A 15112-nucleotide genomic window follows, 5' to 3' on the forward strand; every position below is an offset into this window, starting at 1 on the left:
TTCAAACCGGCGAAGGCAAGCGCGCGTGGACCATGACGGGGCGCCGCGCGACGCCCGGCCGATTCTGTCCAGTTGCGATTTGCCAGTGATAACCGGCCATTTTACGCGTTGGACGAAAATCGCCAGGGCGGGCGATCTGGACAGTTCGGGAGCAACCCGGTCAAGCCGCGGTTCGACCCATATCAGCGTTCGCCGCGGGCCATGCTGCCCCACACTCCGTCGCGCAGGATCAGCCCATGCAACAACGCCGCCGCCAGATGCAGCAGCACCGTCGCGAACAACGCGAACGCGAGCCACGTATGTAGCGCGCGCAGCAGCGCGAACAGCGCGACGTTGTGCGGTGCGATCGGCGGCAGATGCAGCGGACCGAACAGCGTGACCGGATAGCCGGCCGCCGATAGCATCGCCCAGCCGATCAGCGGCATCGCGAGCATCAGCCCGTACAGCACGAGGTGCGACGCATGCGCCGCGATTCGTTGCGGCTTCGACATGCGCGCGGGCAATGGCGGACTGCCGCGCATCACCCGCACCGCGAGCCGCACCAGCACGAGCAGCAGCAACGCGATGCCGAGCGGCCGATGCAGCGCGACCAACGCATCATGGGCACGCGATACCGTCGCCACCATGCCCACGCCGATAAACAGCATCGCGACGATCAGCGGCGCCATCGTCCAGTGCAGCAGCCGCGCGAGCGGACTGAAATGAGTGTGGGTGCGCGTCATGAAGGCTCTCCGTTTGGCTGGGTTCGATGGATCTCGGGATGCAGCGCCTCCTCGCGCGTGCGGCGTTGGAACGACTGTGCGTAGGCCGCAGAGCGCGCGGCGAGCAGCGGATCGTCCGATGGCGCGATGCCGGCGGGCACGATCGTCGGATCGAAGTTGATGTCGCGGCAGGCGCCGTCCTCCTGCGACGTGGTGCGTTCGATCACGAGCGTCCCCGCGTCGACGCGCTGGCGGTCGTCGGGCCACTGCAGCGTCGCGTCGCTGGTCGGGTCGCCCGGTTGCGCGACGGTCAACAGCAGATGCCAGCGCAACGGTCCGTGTTGCAGACGCTCGTCGAGATCGGCGGCGAGGAAGTTCTTTTCGGCCTGCTGCGCCGCGGTGATCGGCGCGTAAGGCGTGTCGGGCACGACGGCCCAGCGCACGGCGCGCGTCGTGCCGTGGGCATCGGTAAACAGAAACGCGTCGATGCCGTAGTATGCGGCGTTCGCGAGGCTCGACGACGGCGCGTGCGACTTGACCCAGCGCTGGAACGGCTGCGTCTCGGGATTGGCCGCGTAGAACGCCTTCAGCTTCGCGGGGTCCGGTTTGCCGGTCGCAGGGTCGGGCTTCGCGGCCAGCAATTGCTGATAGAACTGCGCTGGCGTATGCACCGCGAACACCGGCGTCGAGTTCATGCCGGTACGCCACTGTTCGCCATCGCGAAGCCGGAACTGCAGCGCGAGACTGCGCACCGGCGAGCTCGTATCGGGCGCGGACGGATTGCCGCCGGGCACCGCGAAGCGACCCGACACCGGCGTGCGGCCCGGCGCGAACACTGCCGCGTGCGACAGCGCCGCGCCATTGCCGTTGCTGTCGAAATAGCCGTCGACGCACAGGCCCTTGGCGTGATTGCGTCGATAGCCGGGATGCGGGCCCGCGACCGCCTCGAACGTATCGATGACGCGCGGGGCGGTCAGACGCGCGGGCGTCAGCCACCCCGCGGTGTAGGCGAAGCCGCCCGCGAGCGCGAGCGCGACCGCGCCGATCGCGGCGAGCCGGCATGGCACGCAGATCGGCCGCGGGTCGGAGCCGGCGGGGTTGGGTTTGGGTGCGAAGGGTGGTGTCACGGAAACTCCTTGCCTGATGGATCGATGATTCGATCGATGGGTCGATCGACTCATCGACCAACGTACGGGCGAACACGCCTCGCTACGGTCTATTCCATCCGGCCCTGGCGCGCACATTCAAACCCATTCGCGCGCCAGTGGCCGATGCTGCTTCAATGGGTGCCAACAGCCGGCGCTCCCGAGTTCGCGACGTGGCTCGCGGCGAGCGCCGCTTGCGCGGCGAGCGCCTGCTTGCGCTGCTCGACCTGACGTGCGAACACGGGACTGACATCGGGATACGACGCGTCGGTGATGTAGTCGAGACCGTTCTGCTGCGCCTCGATCAGTTCCTGGTACACCTGAGCGCGTGTCTTGCCCTGCGCAAACGCGCTCGACGAAGCGGCGAGAACGACGAACGACAAAGCAACCAACGAAAGCTTTTTCATGATCGACTCCTTGGAGAGTTGTGCGGGTTCGCACCAGGGAGAACCACGGGTGGGCAGCGTTTATTCCTGTATTCGCGGCGTGAAAAAAACATCGCCGGCGCGGGGAATAAATGTCTCCGCCGCCGTGTTTGCCGTCCGATAGCATCAATCAAGACCGCGCGTCATCATGACCTCGACTCACCGCCCCTCCGGCGCTCCGCTCTCCGAAGACGACATCCAGGCCTATGCGGACGGCACGCTGACGCCCGAGCGCGCCGCGTCGCTGCGCGACTATCTCGGCAAGCATCCGGCGGAAGCACGGCGTGTCGCCTTTTACGACCGCTTGAACGCACAGATCCAGGCCACGTTTCAGACCGCCGAGGAGCCCGCGCCTGGGCGCCTCGGCGGATCGCGCCCGCTGCGCATGCGCCCGCAACCGGGTGGTCGCGCACGCCGAACGCTTGTCGCGCTCGTCGCGCTCGCGCTGATGCTGAGCGCCATCAGCGGTTGGCTCCTGGCGACTCAGGTGTCGGCACGAGCGCTCGATAATGCCGCCGTGATGGCGCTCGCCGAAGCCACCGCACGGCCCTTTTCCTCGGCATCGCCGACGCGCGTCGATCCAGCCGCGCCGGATCTCGGCGCGATCGGCCTGCGCCTCGTCGAGCAACGCGTGCTGCGGCTCGGGCCATTGCAGCGCGCGGACGAACTCGTCTATCTGAACGGCGATCAGCAACCGGTGGTCGTGCTGTCGGCCGCGGCGCCGTTTGCGCGGGAAGAGCCGCAGTGGGCCGCGCGCCGCATCGGCGAGCTGCGGCTGTTGACGTGGACCGCGCAGCGGCAGCGTTTCGTCGTCGCGGGCAATGCGCGCACCCACGGCCTGATGCGCGCCGCCGACGTGATGAGCGCGCGCTGACGCCGGTGGGCGCGGCCCTCGCGGAATAAAATGCGCTGACAGGTGTTTGCAGTTCGAACGCATCGTGCGACGGAAGCCTCCGCGACCGGCCCGGCGCGTATCGATACCGACGCGAGTGAAGCCGATGCCACCCCCACGCCCCTTGACCGGGATCAACCATGGATGTCCGTGACGAGTTGATCGAGCATGTGCCGCGTCTGCGGCGCTATGCGCGGGCGCTGATCAACAATCGGGAGCTCGCCGACGACCTCGTGCAGGACACGCTCGAGCGCGCGCTCGGCCGCACCCGTCTGTTCCAGCCGGGCACCGATCTGCGCGCGTGGCTGTTCACGATCATGCACAACGTCTTCGCGAATCAGGCGCGCAAGGCGTCGGCACGCGCAGTCCACGTCGCGGTCGACGACGACAGCATCGCCGAAAGCGAGCTCGCGGTGCCGTCGGGCCAGACGCGTTCGCTCGAAATGCGCGACCTCGACTACGCGTTGCAGCGGCTGCCGGTCGAACAGCGCGAGGTGGTGCTGCTGGTCGGTCTCGAGGAGATGAGCTATGCCGATGTCGCGCTCGCGCTGAACGTTCCGATCGGCACGGTGATGTCGCGGCTCTCGCGCGGACGCGAACGGCTGCGGGCTTTGATGGCGGGCGCCCAGCCCGGTGCGAAATTACAGGTGGTGCGATGAGCGAGCCGCAAATGCCGATCGGCGAAGAAGACTTGCACGCGTACGTGGACGGCACGCTGTCCGGCGAGCGGCGCGACGAGGTGGAGCGCGCGCTCGAACAGAATCCGGAGCTGGCCGCGCGCGTCAGCGATTACTTTTCGCTCAATGGTCTGCTTCACGAGCGCTACGACCGCGTGCTCAGCGAGCCCGTGCCGAAGCGTCTGCAGACCGGTGTGCCGCGCCGCGCGCGAGCGGCCGCGAACTGGCCGCGTTTTGCCGCGCAGTTCGCGGGCATGGCCGCGGCGCTCGTGCTCGGCGTGGGCATCGGCATGCACAGGAACGATCTGATTGCACCGGTTGCGATCGATCGAACCGACCCTGGGGCCGAAACGCAAGCCGGAAATCGTCCGGTCAGCGCGGACAGCGCCGAGGGCTTCGCGCGGCAGGCGGCGCTCGCGCACGTCGTCTACATGCCGGCGATCGACCGGCCGGGCGACATGAGCGCCGATCGCGAGCAGGACTTCGTCCAATGGCTCGCGAACCGGCTCGGCACCGAGGTCCATCCGCCGATGCTGTCGAAGAGCGGATTCATGCTGTCGGGCGGCCGCCTGCTGCCCGGCGACGACGGTCCGACCGCGCAGTTCATGTATCGCGGACCGAACGGCGAGCGCGTCACGCTGTGCATCTCGCATCGTCGCGAGAACGCGAATACGACCGCGTTCAAGCTGTATCAGGCGGGGCCCGTCAACGTGTTCTATTGGGTCGACGGCGATTTTGGCTATGCGGTGTCGGGTGGGATCGATCGCAAGGAGCTGCTGCAGCTCGCGCATGATGTCTATGCGCAGTTGACGGGGGCCGCGCCCGGTTGAAGCGGATGGGTTCCGCGCCGCGCGGTTCGCGCATCAACGTCGTGTCCTCTCCTGCCCCGACATGGCCGCGTCATCGCGCGCGGCGCCGCGCAGTTCACGCGGCGTTGCACCGAGCAAACGCAACATCCAGTGCGCCATATGGCTCTGATGCGCAAAGCCCGTTTCGAGCGCGATCTGGCTTGCGCTGAGGCGTCCCTGCAGCAGCAGCGTTCGCGCGCGCTCGACCCTGCGCTGTACCACGTACTGATGCACGGGCACACCGAGCGTGTCGCGAAACAGCGCCTTGAAATGCGGCACGCTCAGTTGCGCCTGCGCGGCGAGCTCGTCGAGCGTCAGACGCTGATCGAGATGCGCGTCGATAAACTCGATCACACGTGCGGCCGTGCGCGGCGCGAGCGTACGCCGCCGGTTGCCCGGCATGGGTTCGACGCCGATCAGACGCACCAGCATCGCCGTACACAGACTTTCGGCGTAGAGCGGATCGGACGCATCCTCCGCTTCGAGCTCCGCGCGCAGCGCCCAGGCGAGATGCTGAAAGCGCGGATCGCGCATCTGGAAGCGCGGGCGCAGCTGCGCGTCGGCCGAGTTCAACGCGAGTTGCTCGACCGTCCGTCGCGCGAAGTCCTCGGCAAACCAGACGCTGAAAATCGTGCAGGCGGCGTCATCGTTCCACTGACCTTCGAGCCCCGCGGGGATCACGTCGGCGTCGCCGTGCGCCTGAATCCGCGTGTGGCGGCGCGCATCGCACAGACAGCGCGCAGTCACCGGCGCACCAACGTGCACGCCCACGCGATGATGGCGAAACGCGGGCATCCGATGCAAACCGGCCGACACGTTGAGCAGCTCCGCACCGAAGCCTTGCCAGCCAAGCGCCCTGCTCGTGCGCACGGCGATGCGCGAGCCGCTGTGCGGCGCAGGCGCGGGCATCGGGGTGACGGCGTTCATCGCTTGTCTCCTGAGTGAGCTGAATGACGGCGAGATGCCTGCATTGTGCGGCGTTTTTGGCAGGTTCGCCGGCGTGACGGAATTTCGTAGCTCGCGAACAGCCAACGCGACTCGCGCGACCTGGGCGACCTGCGCGGCATCGGCGTAAAAAATCATCCAGATCTGCGCAAAGTCATCCAGATCTGAGCGCCTCGCGAGCACCGCGTCCCTACCATCACGTCATAGCGATCCTCAAAAGGAGCACAACGTGTTCGTCATTTTCGGAGCGACCGGTCACGTGGGACACGCGAGCGCAACCGCCTTGCGTCGCGCGGGCCGCCAGGTACGCGCGGTGGTGCGCGACGCCACGCAAGCCGAAGCGCTCGCGGCAATCGGCTGCGAGATCGCGATCGCCGACCTGAACGACCCACAGCTGGTCGCGCGCGCGATCGACGGCGCGCAGGCAGTGCAATGGCTCTGTCCGGTGCCGCGAGCGCATGACGATCCCGCGGCCGCGATGCGGCGCATCATCGACGCGGGCGTCGTGGCTTTGCGCATCAGCGCGCCACCGCGGCTCCTCGCGCTGTCCGACTACGGCGCCGAGCACGCGGATGGCACCGGCATCACGACGCTGTTCCACTACCTCGAAACGCGGTTGCGCACCGTCGCGTCGTCGCTGATCTTGTTGCGCGCCGCCGAGCACATGCAGAACTGGGCACGCGTGCTGCCGGTCGCGCTCGGCCGGGGCGCGCTGCCGAGTCTGCATGATCCGCTCGACAAGCTGTTTCCGACCGTCGCGGCGCAGGACGTCGGCGAGCTTGCCGCGCAGTTGCTGCTCGATGAAGGGCCTTCGCGCGCGACGCCACGGGTGGTCAGTATCGAAGGGAAAGAGCGGGTAAGCGCGCTCGACGTCGCGCGTACCTTGGCGGAACTGTCCGGGCGGCCGGTTATCGCCCACCGGGTGCCGCGCGACGAATGGAGTGCCGTGCTGCGCGGCGCCGGGCTCGGCGAGCGGCACGCCCAACTGATCGTCGATCTGTACGACGCGCACAACGCTGGACGCATCGACGTCGAGGCGAATATCAGCGAGCGACGCTTCGGCGCCACCACGTTGCGACAGGTGTTGAGGGCGCTGCTATCGGGCGTGGCCGGTACGGCAGCGGCGGCGCGGTGATCCGCGTGGATGTAGGGCAAGCGGACGGCGTGGCGCGGCGCGAACAGCGTCGAAGGCGTTCAACACTGGAGAGACAGCATGCAGACCTGCCCGTTGCTTCGCGCATCGATCGACGCCAGATCAACGAAAAACGCAATGCGACGGATGCAGTGCGTAGCGTCAACACCGTCAACGCACCCGAGCTCACACGCCGAGCGCTGGCTGCGCATAGCGATAAGGCTATCGAGCTTCATGGGCTGGCGCGCGCTTGCCAACCTGCTCGCCGCGATTCCCGACAGCAATGACGATTTCGGCGTGTTCCAGGTTCTCAGTCATGAGCCGCGGGCGGGTCAAGCGGCGCTGAAGGTGCCGGGCTGGTGGCAAGCACCGCGCCGCAAGCCGCCACCAACCCTCTTATCGAGCCGGTTTACTCGTTCTCGTCGAAATAGTGACCCGGGCGAGCTTTCTCGTACAAACCTACGCCAACGCTTACGCCGGACCACTGACTGAGAGGTTGATACCGTCAGCGATACAGTCGGGTCACGGCCTTTTTCAACGCGATCAACCCTGAGCCACGGTTCGAGCTTCTCTGACCACAACGACGACTTTTAAGGTACAACCACGCCACTTGCCTAACTGAGTCGGCCGGCGGGTGGTCTTGAGGTTTGTTCGACGCCTGCCCGTCTCCGCGGACTCACGAGCGCGTGAAGTCGCACGTTGGTTGTATTGGGGGTGAGGTCCAGATTACTACGGTCATCCGGCATCCATCACAATGCACGTTTTGTCCGGGTGAACGCGTTTGGGACGCAGCTAGTATCCAATCGCCGCACATCCTGTGGGACCGCCTTCACGTCAGTTGCGATTTTGCCTGTCGCCATCAGCGCCCTTTTCGCTGAGGGTTTGGTCTACATCTTCTCCTTCACACCGGAACGAATCAGCCACCAGTTCACAGGGTAGCTCGTTACGAAGCCCGCGAGCATGGCGATCTGCATGGCGAACCAGAACTCCCAACTTGTAACGTTCGCGATGCCGCCAAAAACCGGCTTGAACCATAGGAACTGAATGATCGCCATTGCTCCATACATGCCAATCTGCCACGCGGTTATCGAGGCAATATCCGCTTTGACTGCAGCGATCACGCCCTGTCCAATTGACAGGTCGCGCATCGGCTTGATGGTGAAGTACTGAAAACCGATTCCTAGCAGAAAGGCGATCATGAAGTCCGGGATCCAGACGGCAAAAGTTTTCTCGTTGAATACGCTGTGCCATCCGAACCACACCGCCAACCCTGGAAACGCAAACGCTGACCATTCGACAACAATGTCGCCGAGTGTGCAACCAGCGCCGCAATGACTAGTGCCTTTCATCACGATCACTGTGAACGGTTGCGTTTTATCGCCAGCTTCGGCGGCGAGCACGTTGCGTCCCCATGCATAATAGGCAGCAAGCCAGAGAACTGTGCCGAATAGCGTGGTCAGCGGCCAAACCAGGCTCATGATCCACATCTTCTGCGGATGTCTTACCTCGTCAGTCACAATGATGGCGGCACACACCACGCCTAACACAATCCAGGTGATTGACAGACTATGGAGCCAGGCTGGAAAAGTACCGTAAGTCATCGTTGGTCTTGAAAGGCTTTGCACCGATAGCGCACAGAAGAGCAACTGCCGTTCCGGCTCTGCAAGATTGGCTGATGAACAACGGCTCGATTCGGGCAGACGCCCGGGTTACGGGTCTCCTGATGACCAAGCGAGATTCCACGTCAACCGAACGGTCGCGATGCATCGTTAAGCACGTCGTTTGTCGTGGACCGTTTGTCGTGAACACTTGTAACGTCGACCGATGTAGGCTTAACGCATGGGAAACGTGCCGATCCTGGGCAGCTCGGACAATATTTCGCCGCGCGCGAAAAAGACGATCAGAGAGTAGCGACGATGACAGCGCTCTGACCACGTAACGTCAATCAGATAGCCCTCCGCAATTGCCCATCGGGTTTTTCCAATCGTTTCTGTGAAACCGACCTTCTCTGAACCCTGCGTCGCACGACGTGCCCATTGCGGTGCTGCGACGCGCATGCCAGCGTCGCCGCCCGAAGCTAACGGCTGCAGACCTGTAAGTTGTGCGAGCTTCGCGATGCGGACCTGGACCCTTATCTACCCAGGGACTGCTCTGTCGATAGGCTCCTGTTCGCAGTGATCTCCCGCTCGGCACGTTGCCCGGGCCATCGGTCAGAATCGCAAGAAGTGAGTTTGGCCTCGCGTTGGCGCGGCCTCCGAAACGCGCCGACAGATCAAACCAGCAGGTCGAGCGATCGACTCTGCCGTCAGAAGAGCGACTGCGCCACCTGTCTCGACTTTAATCCGGCGTTCGTCTCCGGCCCGCGCTGTGCGAGTGGCGAGAGGTCGCGCCGGTTCAGAACAGCTGGTGCAACAGAAAACACCTTACATCGGCATCCCATCACAAGTCGCGCCAGCTCATTCCTGTCTTTTCACCGCGCTATTACGCGTATTGCGTTCGATCGCTGTGAGCAGTAGCAGCAAAGTCAGGAAACCTGTCAACGCGAGAAGAATTCCCAGCGACGAACCGAACTGAGCGTTTTTGCCCTCTGCCGCCTGAACGGCGCTTTGGGCCGCATCAATCCGCCCAATCTTGACACGGGCATACTGATCCATGGCCGCTGCAACATACCGCTCGCGGTTGTCCCATTCCCACGTAGCAGCGTGCTGCCCGGCAGCCGCAACGACGTCGGACAGTTCATCCAGGAACTGCTGTCGGTCGGCTTGGGGAATACGCTCGAGCCACGCCTTGAGCAGCGGTTGGCTTGCATTATTCTGGTTCAACAAGGCATTAAGCGGAGCGGGGATAATTAATCCCGCGGCGCCAGCGACATCCGCCATGGCGTTGCCGTTCGCGCTGCCGATCTTCAGACCGTCGTTGGCCGCCTCCGAACCCGCTATCGAAGAGAGTACCTCGCTCGCGCTGACGGGCGGATCTGTGATAACAGCTGCCGTCCTCGGAACGCCAAGCGCAAACATTAATGCGATCATCGCCAGGATGGCGCCAACTAGCGCGATGAGAGATAGCACGCGCGCCATGCCCAATAGACGCTTTTCGATTCTGTCTGCGATCCCCATATGAACTCCGTCGATGTCTGTTCGACCTACCGTCGCCTTTGCCTCACGGCTTGCGCAGATAACGCTCCGAGAGCGCCTCGTACAGCGGTGGCGCAAAAAAGCGCGAGACCCGACTCGCGATGAGCGCCGTGGCCATCAGCGAGATAACGAGCGCGTGCCCGTTGATCATCTCGATGACGATCACGAACGCCGTGATTGGGCTCTGGGTGACCGCCGCCAGATAGCCGACCATGCCGAGCGCGATGAGCATCGGAAGCTGGATCTGCGAGAACGCCATGTGAACCGTATTGCCGATGCCAGCCCCGATCGCGAGCGACGGGGCGAACAGGCCTCCGGGCGCGCCTGGCAGATACGACCCCACCATCGAGACCATCTTCAGGAGCGGGTATGCCGCGCTGACATGCGCGCTGCCTTCCAGCATGCTCCGCGCTTCGGCATAGCCGCTGCCAAATGTATGGCCATTGGCGCTCACGCCGACGACCGCAATGACCAGGCCGCATAGCGCGCCGAATAGCACAGGCCGCTTCACGCGCAGTTCGAGCAGAACTTCGGGCATCCAGCGCTTCGTGTTGAGCAACAGCCAGCAGAAGCATCCCCCTAGCGCGCCCGCAAGGACACCGATCAGCACTACGGCGAGGCTAATCCATCGGGGCAATCCCGACCCGATATCGATCGTGCCGAAATACACATAGTTTCCCTGAAGCCCAAGTGAAACGACGCCAGCGAAGATGATTGCCGTGATCAGCACGCCGCTCGCGCGCTCCTCGAAGCTGCGCATGAGTTCCTCAATGGCGAACACCACGCCTGCGAGCGGAGCATTGAATGCCGCCGACAAACCGGCGGCCGCACCCGCGAGCGCGAGTCTGCGCTCCAGCACGCCCGGCCGGATCGCCAGAAAACGCCTCGGGTAAAAGCGCCTCAGGCTGAACATCAGGGCGGCGCCAACATGAATGGTCGGACCTTCGCGGCCGATGGTAAAGCCACCGAGCAGGGCCTGGAACGAGACCAGAATCTTTCCAACGAGAATACGCAGTGTAAGCAGCCGTGGCCCGAGTTCGTTCGGCCCGTGCAGCATGGCGATCACCTGGGGGATACCGCTGCCCTCGGAACCGTCAAAGAAGCGCCGTGTAAGCCACACCGTAACGGCGCCGGTTGCGGGCGCCACGATCAGAGGCAGCCAGAACCGGTCAGCCGCATAGCGAAGGAATACCGCGTAGCCGAAATCGATCAGCTTCGCGTAAAGCACCGCGACCAGGCCTACGGCGATCGCCCCCAACCAGAACACGCCATAGTGGAGCCATAACCGGTTGATGCGCTGCAGCTTTCGACGGTCCATCAGCGCGAGAATGCGCACGATCTGTTCCCCTGTTTTTCTTCTGGGTTTTCTCCGGCGACGCCCTCACCGGCTGCATTTCGCGCCAGAAGCGCGACTCAGGCTTTCCGCGGTGACGGAACCTTCATATTGAACGCGATTGCGAGCCAGCACAATACGAGCCCGGAGCACGCGTAAAACACCGCGTTCGCGCCATTGTGTTTTAGAAGCCAGCCGCCAACCACGCCGCCGAGGGCAAGGCCGATCGACTGCGTGGTGTTGTATACGCCCGTGGCCGCACCCTTCCGATCGCCCGGCGCGAGCTTCGAGACGAGCGAGGGCTGCGACGCTTCGAGGATGTTAAAGCCGAGGAAATACACGAACAGGACGGCGGGCACGATAACGAGTGTATGTTCGAGCGAGCCAAGCAATAGCTGGCCAATGAGGATCAGACCGATTGCAGAGACGACCACGGCCTTCATTTTCCCCCGCTTCTCCGCGGCAATGATGGCCGGCACCATCATGACGAACGCAATACCCATGACCGGCAGATAGACCTTCCAGTGCAACGAGACCGGCAGCCCTGCGTCGACGAGCAGGCGAGGCACCACAAGGAACAGCGCCGTTTGCGTGGCGTGCAGTACGAGCACGCCGAAGTTCAGGCGCAGCAGCTCGACGTTGTGGAGCACTTCGGCAAATGGCGCCCGCAAGTGGACGGGCCGGTTCGGCGAATCCGGCACGACCCAGATCACGACGCCCACCGCGAGAATCGAGAGCGCGCCGACCAGCGAGAACAGGCCGCTCATCCCGAGCCAGTGGAACACCAGAGGCGCACCCACGATCGCCACCGCAAAAGAAATGCCGATCGAGGCACCCACCATCGCCATTGCTTTTGTGCGGTGCTGCTCGGCAGTGAGGTCGGCAATAAAAGCGAGCACCGCGGAGGAAACGGCGCCCATTCCCTGGATCACGCGACCGACGATTATCCACACAATATCGTGCGCCCCCGCGGCGACGAAGCTGCCGATCGCAAATATTACGAGACCCGTCGCGATAACTGGCTTGCGGCCAACCTTGTCGGAAACCCAGCCGTAGAAGATATAGAAAAGCGATTGAGTGACGCCGTACGCCCCCAGCGCGATGCCGACCAGCAGGAGATTGTCGCCGCCGGGAATGGTTTTCGCATACACCGAAAACACCGGCATGATCATGAAGAGACCGAGCATGCGCAGTGCAAAGATCGCTGCGAGCGACAGCGTCGCTCGCAGCTCGAGCGCACTCATGCGCGAGCGGGAAGTGGCCGATGTGGAAGTTGCGCTCATATCGTGTAAAAAAAAACCCAGCAGTCGCTGGGTGAAGATAGCTGCCGATGCTGCAGTCGGACGTGCTTGACCGGCAAGCTGAGGACACGTCGAAGTCACGCGATTCCGCGCCGCACCCGCTGAAAGCCTGGTGCAATATTATGGCACGACATGACATTTTTCAGAATTTAGACGCGAAAACTTAAACGAAACTTAAAACCCGGCCCGTGAGCCCGCCGGCGTGCTGCTTGAGACCCTGGTGATCTGGGACGGCGTGCTCTTTTATGCGGCCTTCAACGATCCCCAGGCGGTCATTGGAACCCTGAGCGCCGCGAGGGCTCCCGCTCCCGGAAGCGGTTCGGATGCGGCCAGACCTCTCGTCCTACGGCCGCACGACGAAGGGCACGCGCGATTTACCGCTCGCGCAGATTACGTCGGATCGCAATCATTTAGCTTCGCGACATGTCGAGAATTATTGGTCCGATGCGGCAGGTCGCTAATAAATGATGCGTCGGCGCTGGGTTCGATGCGCGTGGCGACGATGATCCTTTGAACGTCAGGTCGCATCTGCAGACTTATCGCGTCTATCCCCTGGAACGCCCTTGCGCTGACAACGGCATCGGCGCTGTCTCGCGATAACGAGAAGACATGCGCCTGCGCCGCAGCGCTCCAACGGTCTAAATACCCCAGAGAATATCGTCGCCATGGCGATGGGCCTCGCGCATCATGTCGAGCAATGGCCAGGCGCGATGTTCGACGGTCGCGGCCGCACTGTTTGAACTATGGTCGTTCGGCACGTGATGGAGGACGTTGAGGGCTAATTCAGTGCGTGCCTGATCTTCGATAGCGCGTTCAAGCCGCGTTATCACCGTACCCAGTTCATCGTGGCTGATGACGCCACGAGTGGCGACTTGCTTACCAATGGCTGCGAGGAGATATTCCGCGAGGTTCCGCAGCATGACGACGTCCGGAGTTGAACGGCACTTGAACGTAACAAGCATACAGACCTCTCCGCGAAGGACAACTGTGCCGTTGCGACGGCCGCCGAGACGGCCGCCTGATGCAATCGACGCTTATAAGCAGCAACGAGGCTTGCGCCAATCTCGATATCCAAAGTGTAGGCCAATATGTCACATTGTGCTATATAAAGATCAGATGCGCGGACCATACCTTACCGGCGCGCAGGCAGGTCGACATGAATCTAACTGCGGGCAGCGCTCATTAGCTGCGCACGACGTTCGTCGTGTCGTGGCATAAGCGGAGGCAATAAATGCCATGATCGACTGCTCTTTGGGGGCGTGATGACCCTTCAGAATAAGCTAACGCTAAATTGTCCCTCTGTACCGCCAGGGACGCTTTGGCATCGCGGACAGATTCATCGTGCGCTCGCGGACGAGGCGGGATGCTCGGCAGGCTTCGAAGCCATTTGTGCGGTTTGTGCGTGCTGAGGAATGGCGTCCAGGTCGACCCAGTCATACCGCACGCTCGCCACCGCCTGCCGGAGGGCGTCATTTGCTTGATAGTACTGGTGATGAGAGATCAGCCTCGCAGCGTCATTGACGTCCGCGATCACCAGTTTTAGCGGAACGAGTTCCATGGTGTAGGCAACGTTAATATTCGCGACCTTCAGGGCGTTGAGCGCCTGATCCCGCTGACCTTGCTTGATGTGCTCATTCGCGGATGCCACCGCTTTGGATTTCTCGGAAGACTGCGCGAGATTGTCGGTGATAGTTACGTCAGCGCCAACTGGAAGCCACATCAACTCCTGCGAAGCGCGAGCGACGTCCGCTTGGACATGCGGCGCGCTGGAAGCCGTGGGTGGAAGTTTCAAGTCTTTTTCAGCCTTGGTAAAAGCAGTATTGTCAGCCTGCGCTTCCTGCAGTGATTTCTGGGCGGCTTTTACAAGCGTGGCGGCCTCCGAACCGTTACCGTTGAAGATTGCGAGCCGCGCAAGTTCGATCTGCTGGAAGGCCTCGTTTCCTTTCCCCGAGACTTTGCCCATGTCCGACGCGACGGCCCGCGGGGACTCGGCGGCCTGCACGGCCGCACCACAATAGGCGGCGGAGAGCAACGCGCACATGACAGCGATAACCTGATGCCTTTTCATGGTTCATTCTCCTCAGCGAGTGTCCAGTTCCAGACGTCGCATGCGGCCTTGCGCGCTCACATCGGCGGCGCATATGGCATGCGAGACTTTCACAGGGCTTGAACTTCGAACAGTTGACGCTTTAAAGCTAGGCCGTGGTGCTTAAAGGACGCTTAAGAAGGAGCCATCCGGACGCAAGGCGGCAGCAGTGGGTAGTGCGAAGAACCGGACCTCGCCAGTTAGCGTTCGCATGATGTGGTAGCAGCGCGAAGCGACCACTGCCGCTTCTGATGCGCAATGACGTCAGGTTCATCGCACATACTCGTGATCATCGGCGTTAGAGGGCGCTCATTCTGCCCTTCGCTTCCGGTTAGACAAGTCTTGCTCGATCTCCGCTCATTACATGAGCGCGACTCCCTGACCAGATCTCACCGTTGGAAGTCTGGCTTGCAGTTCAGGCGGGTACTCGGGTTGTCCCTTCAAGCGCCCCGCTAACGGATAGAGCTTCCGTTGACTCCTCCCTCGCTGAACG

At 63.0% G+C, this 15112-nt stretch carries 15 protein-coding genes; 5 read left to right on the plus strand and 10 right to left on the minus strand.

Features of this window, described 5'->3' with window-relative positions; all coding sequences use genetic code 11:
• Positions 1-182: 182 nt before the first annotated feature.
• The 3 genes from OKW26_RS12615 to OKW26_RS12625 form a co-directional block, all read right to left on the minus strand.
• Positions 183-722, minus strand: a complete 540-nt coding sequence (locus OKW26_RS12615) for a cytochrome b (protein WP_429353819.1) — start codon at positions 720-722, stop codon at positions 183-185.
• The gene (locus tag OKW26_RS12620) at positions 719-1774 is read right to left on the minus strand and encodes a catalase family peroxidase (RefSeq protein WP_429354230.1); all 1056 of its coding nucleotides are present in this window, start codon (positions 1772-1774) and stop codon (positions 719-721) included. The genes OKW26_RS12615 and OKW26_RS12620 overlap by 4 nt, the downstream gene beginning before the upstream one ends.
• A 206-nt stretch (positions 1775-1980) precedes the next feature.
• Complete coding sequence (locus OKW26_RS12625; RefSeq protein ID WP_429353820.1) at positions 1981-2253, minus strand: DUF4148 domain-containing protein; 273 nt, start codon at positions 2251-2253, stop codon at positions 1981-1983.
• 166 nt (positions 2254-2419) lie between these two features.
• Here OKW26_RS12625 and OKW26_RS12630 point away from each other — a divergent pair, with 166 nt between their 5' ends.
• The 3 genes from OKW26_RS12630 (at position 2420) to OKW26_RS12640 (ending at position 4670) form a co-directional block, all read left to right on the plus strand.
• On the plus strand, positions 2420-3145 hold the full coding sequence (locus tag OKW26_RS12630) for an anti-sigma factor family protein (protein ID WP_429353821.1): 726 nt from the start codon (positions 2420-2422) through the stop codon (positions 3143-3145).
• A gap of 158 nt (positions 3146-3303) precedes the next feature.
• Positions 3304-3822, plus strand: a complete 519-nt coding sequence (locus OKW26_RS12635; RefSeq protein WP_018421072.1) for a sigma-70 family RNA polymerase sigma factor — start codon at positions 3304-3306, stop codon at positions 3820-3822.
• Positions 3819-4670 (plus strand): anti-sigma factor family protein, encoded by an 852-nt coding sequence (locus OKW26_RS12640; RefSeq protein WP_429353822.1) that lies wholly within the window; start codon positions 3819-3821, stop codon positions 4668-4670. Before OKW26_RS12635 ends, OKW26_RS12640 begins: the two co-directional genes overlap by 4 nt.
• A gap of 33 nt (positions 4671-4703) precedes the next feature.
• Here the strand turns inward: OKW26_RS12640 and OKW26_RS12645 are convergent, their stop codons facing one another.
• On the minus strand, positions 4704-5615 hold the full coding sequence (locus tag OKW26_RS12645) for a helix-turn-helix domain-containing protein (protein WP_429353823.1): 912 nt from the start codon (positions 5613-5615) through the stop codon (positions 4704-4706).
• A gap of 247 nt (positions 5616-5862) precedes the next feature.
• Here OKW26_RS12645 and OKW26_RS12650 point away from each other — a divergent pair, with 247 nt between their 5' ends.
• Complete coding sequence (locus tag OKW26_RS12650; RefSeq protein WP_184068905.1) at positions 5863-6768, plus strand: NmrA family NAD(P)-binding protein; 906 nt, start codon at positions 5863-5865, stop codon at positions 6766-6768.
• Between the two features lie 78 nt (positions 6769-6846).
• Positions 6847-7257 (plus strand): hypothetical protein, encoded by a 411-nt coding sequence (locus tag OKW26_RS12655; RefSeq protein ID WP_429353824.1) that lies wholly within the window; start codon positions 6847-6849, stop codon positions 7255-7257.
• Positions 7258-7652: 395 nt separating this feature from the next.
• On the opposite strand, the gene OKW26_RS12660 is transcribed toward OKW26_RS12655, so the two are convergent.
• The 6 genes from OKW26_RS12660 to OKW26_RS12685 all read right to left on the minus strand — a co-directional run bounded on the left by OKW26_RS12660 (position 7653) and on the right by OKW26_RS12685 (position 14601).
• Positions 7653-8366, minus strand: coding sequence for a DUF4396 domain-containing protein (locus OKW26_RS12660; RefSeq protein WP_429353825.1), 714 nt, complete (start codon positions 8364-8366; stop codon positions 7653-7655).
• Positions 8367-9221: 855 nt separating this feature from the next.
• Positions 9222-9881, minus strand: coding sequence for a hypothetical protein (locus OKW26_RS12665; RefSeq protein WP_429353826.1), 660 nt, complete (start codon positions 9879-9881; stop codon positions 9222-9224).
• 43 nt (positions 9882-9924) lie between these two features.
• Positions 9925-11217 (minus strand): chloride channel protein, encoded by a 1293-nt coding sequence (locus OKW26_RS12670; protein WP_429354231.1) that lies wholly within the window; start codon positions 11215-11217, stop codon positions 9925-9927.
• Between the two features lie 95 nt (positions 11218-11312).
• Positions 11313-12476, minus strand: a complete 1164-nt coding sequence (locus OKW26_RS12675; RefSeq protein ID WP_429353827.1) for an MFS transporter — start codon at positions 12474-12476, stop codon at positions 11313-11315.
• A 695-nt stretch (positions 12477-13171) separates the two neighbouring features.
• On the minus strand, positions 13172-13495 hold the full coding sequence (locus OKW26_RS12680) for a DUF1840 domain-containing protein (RefSeq protein WP_090805945.1): 324 nt from the start codon (positions 13493-13495) through the stop codon (positions 13172-13174).
• A gap of 374 nt (positions 13496-13869) precedes the next feature.
• A complete protein-coding gene (locus OKW26_RS12685) occupies positions 13870-14601 on the minus strand; it encodes a YfdX family protein (protein ID WP_187610278.1) in 732 nt (243 codons plus the stop codon).
• Positions 14602-15112 lie beyond the last annotated feature (511 nt).

The organism is Paraburkholderia sp. 32 (assembly GCF_050435345.1).
Classification (GTDB): Bacteria; Pseudomonadota; Gammaproteobacteria; order Burkholderiales; family Burkholderiaceae; genus Paraburkholderia; species Paraburkholderia tuberum.

Coding starts and splice junctions, on each gene's coding strand:
- OKW26_RS12615 (WP_429353819.1), bottom strand. CDS start 722: ATGACGCGCACCCACACTCATTTCAGTCCGCTCGCGCGGCTGCTGCAC.
- OKW26_RS12625 (WP_429353820.1), bottom strand. CDS start 2,253: ATGAAAAAGCTTTCGTTGGTTGCTTTGTCGTTCGTCGTTCTCGCCGCT.
- OKW26_RS12630 (WP_429353821.1), top strand. CDS start 2,420: ATGACCTCGACTCACCGCCCCTCCGGCGCTCCGCTCTCCGAAGACGAC.
- OKW26_RS12635 (WP_018421072.1), top strand. CDS start 3,304: ATGGATGTCCGTGACGAGTTGATCGAGCATGTGCCGCGTCTGCGGCGC.
- OKW26_RS12640 (WP_429353822.1), top strand. CDS start 3,819: ATGAGCGAGCCGCAAATGCCGATCGGCGAAGAAGACTTGCACGCGTAC.
- OKW26_RS12645 (WP_429353823.1), bottom strand. CDS start 5,615: ATGAACGCCGTCACCCCGATGCCCGCGCCTGCGCCGCACAGCGGCTCG.
- OKW26_RS12655 (WP_429353824.1), top strand. CDS start 6,847: ATGCAGACCTGCCCGTTGCTTCGCGCATCGATCGACGCCAGATCAACG.
- OKW26_RS12660 (WP_429353825.1), bottom strand. CDS start 8,366: ATGACTTACGGTACTTTTCCAGCCTGGCTCCATAGTCTGTCAATCACC.
- OKW26_RS12665 (WP_429353826.1), bottom strand. CDS start 9,881: ATGGGGATCGCAGACAGAATCGAAAAGCGTCTATTGGGCATGGCGCGC.
- OKW26_RS12670 (WP_429354231.1), bottom strand. CDS start 11,217: ATGGACCGTCGAAAGCTGCAGCGCATCAACCGGTTATGGCTCCACTAT.
- OKW26_RS12675 (WP_429353827.1), bottom strand. CDS start 12,476: ATGAGTGCGCTCGAGCTGCGAGCGACGCTGTCGCTCGCAGCGATCTTT.
- OKW26_RS12680 (WP_090805945.1), bottom strand. CDS start 13,495: ATGCTTGTTACGTTCAAGTGCCGTTCAACTCCGGACGTCGTCATGCTG.
- OKW26_RS12685 (WP_187610278.1), bottom strand. CDS start 14,601: ATGAAAAGGCATCAGGTTATCGCTGTCATGTGCGCGTTGCTCTCCGCC.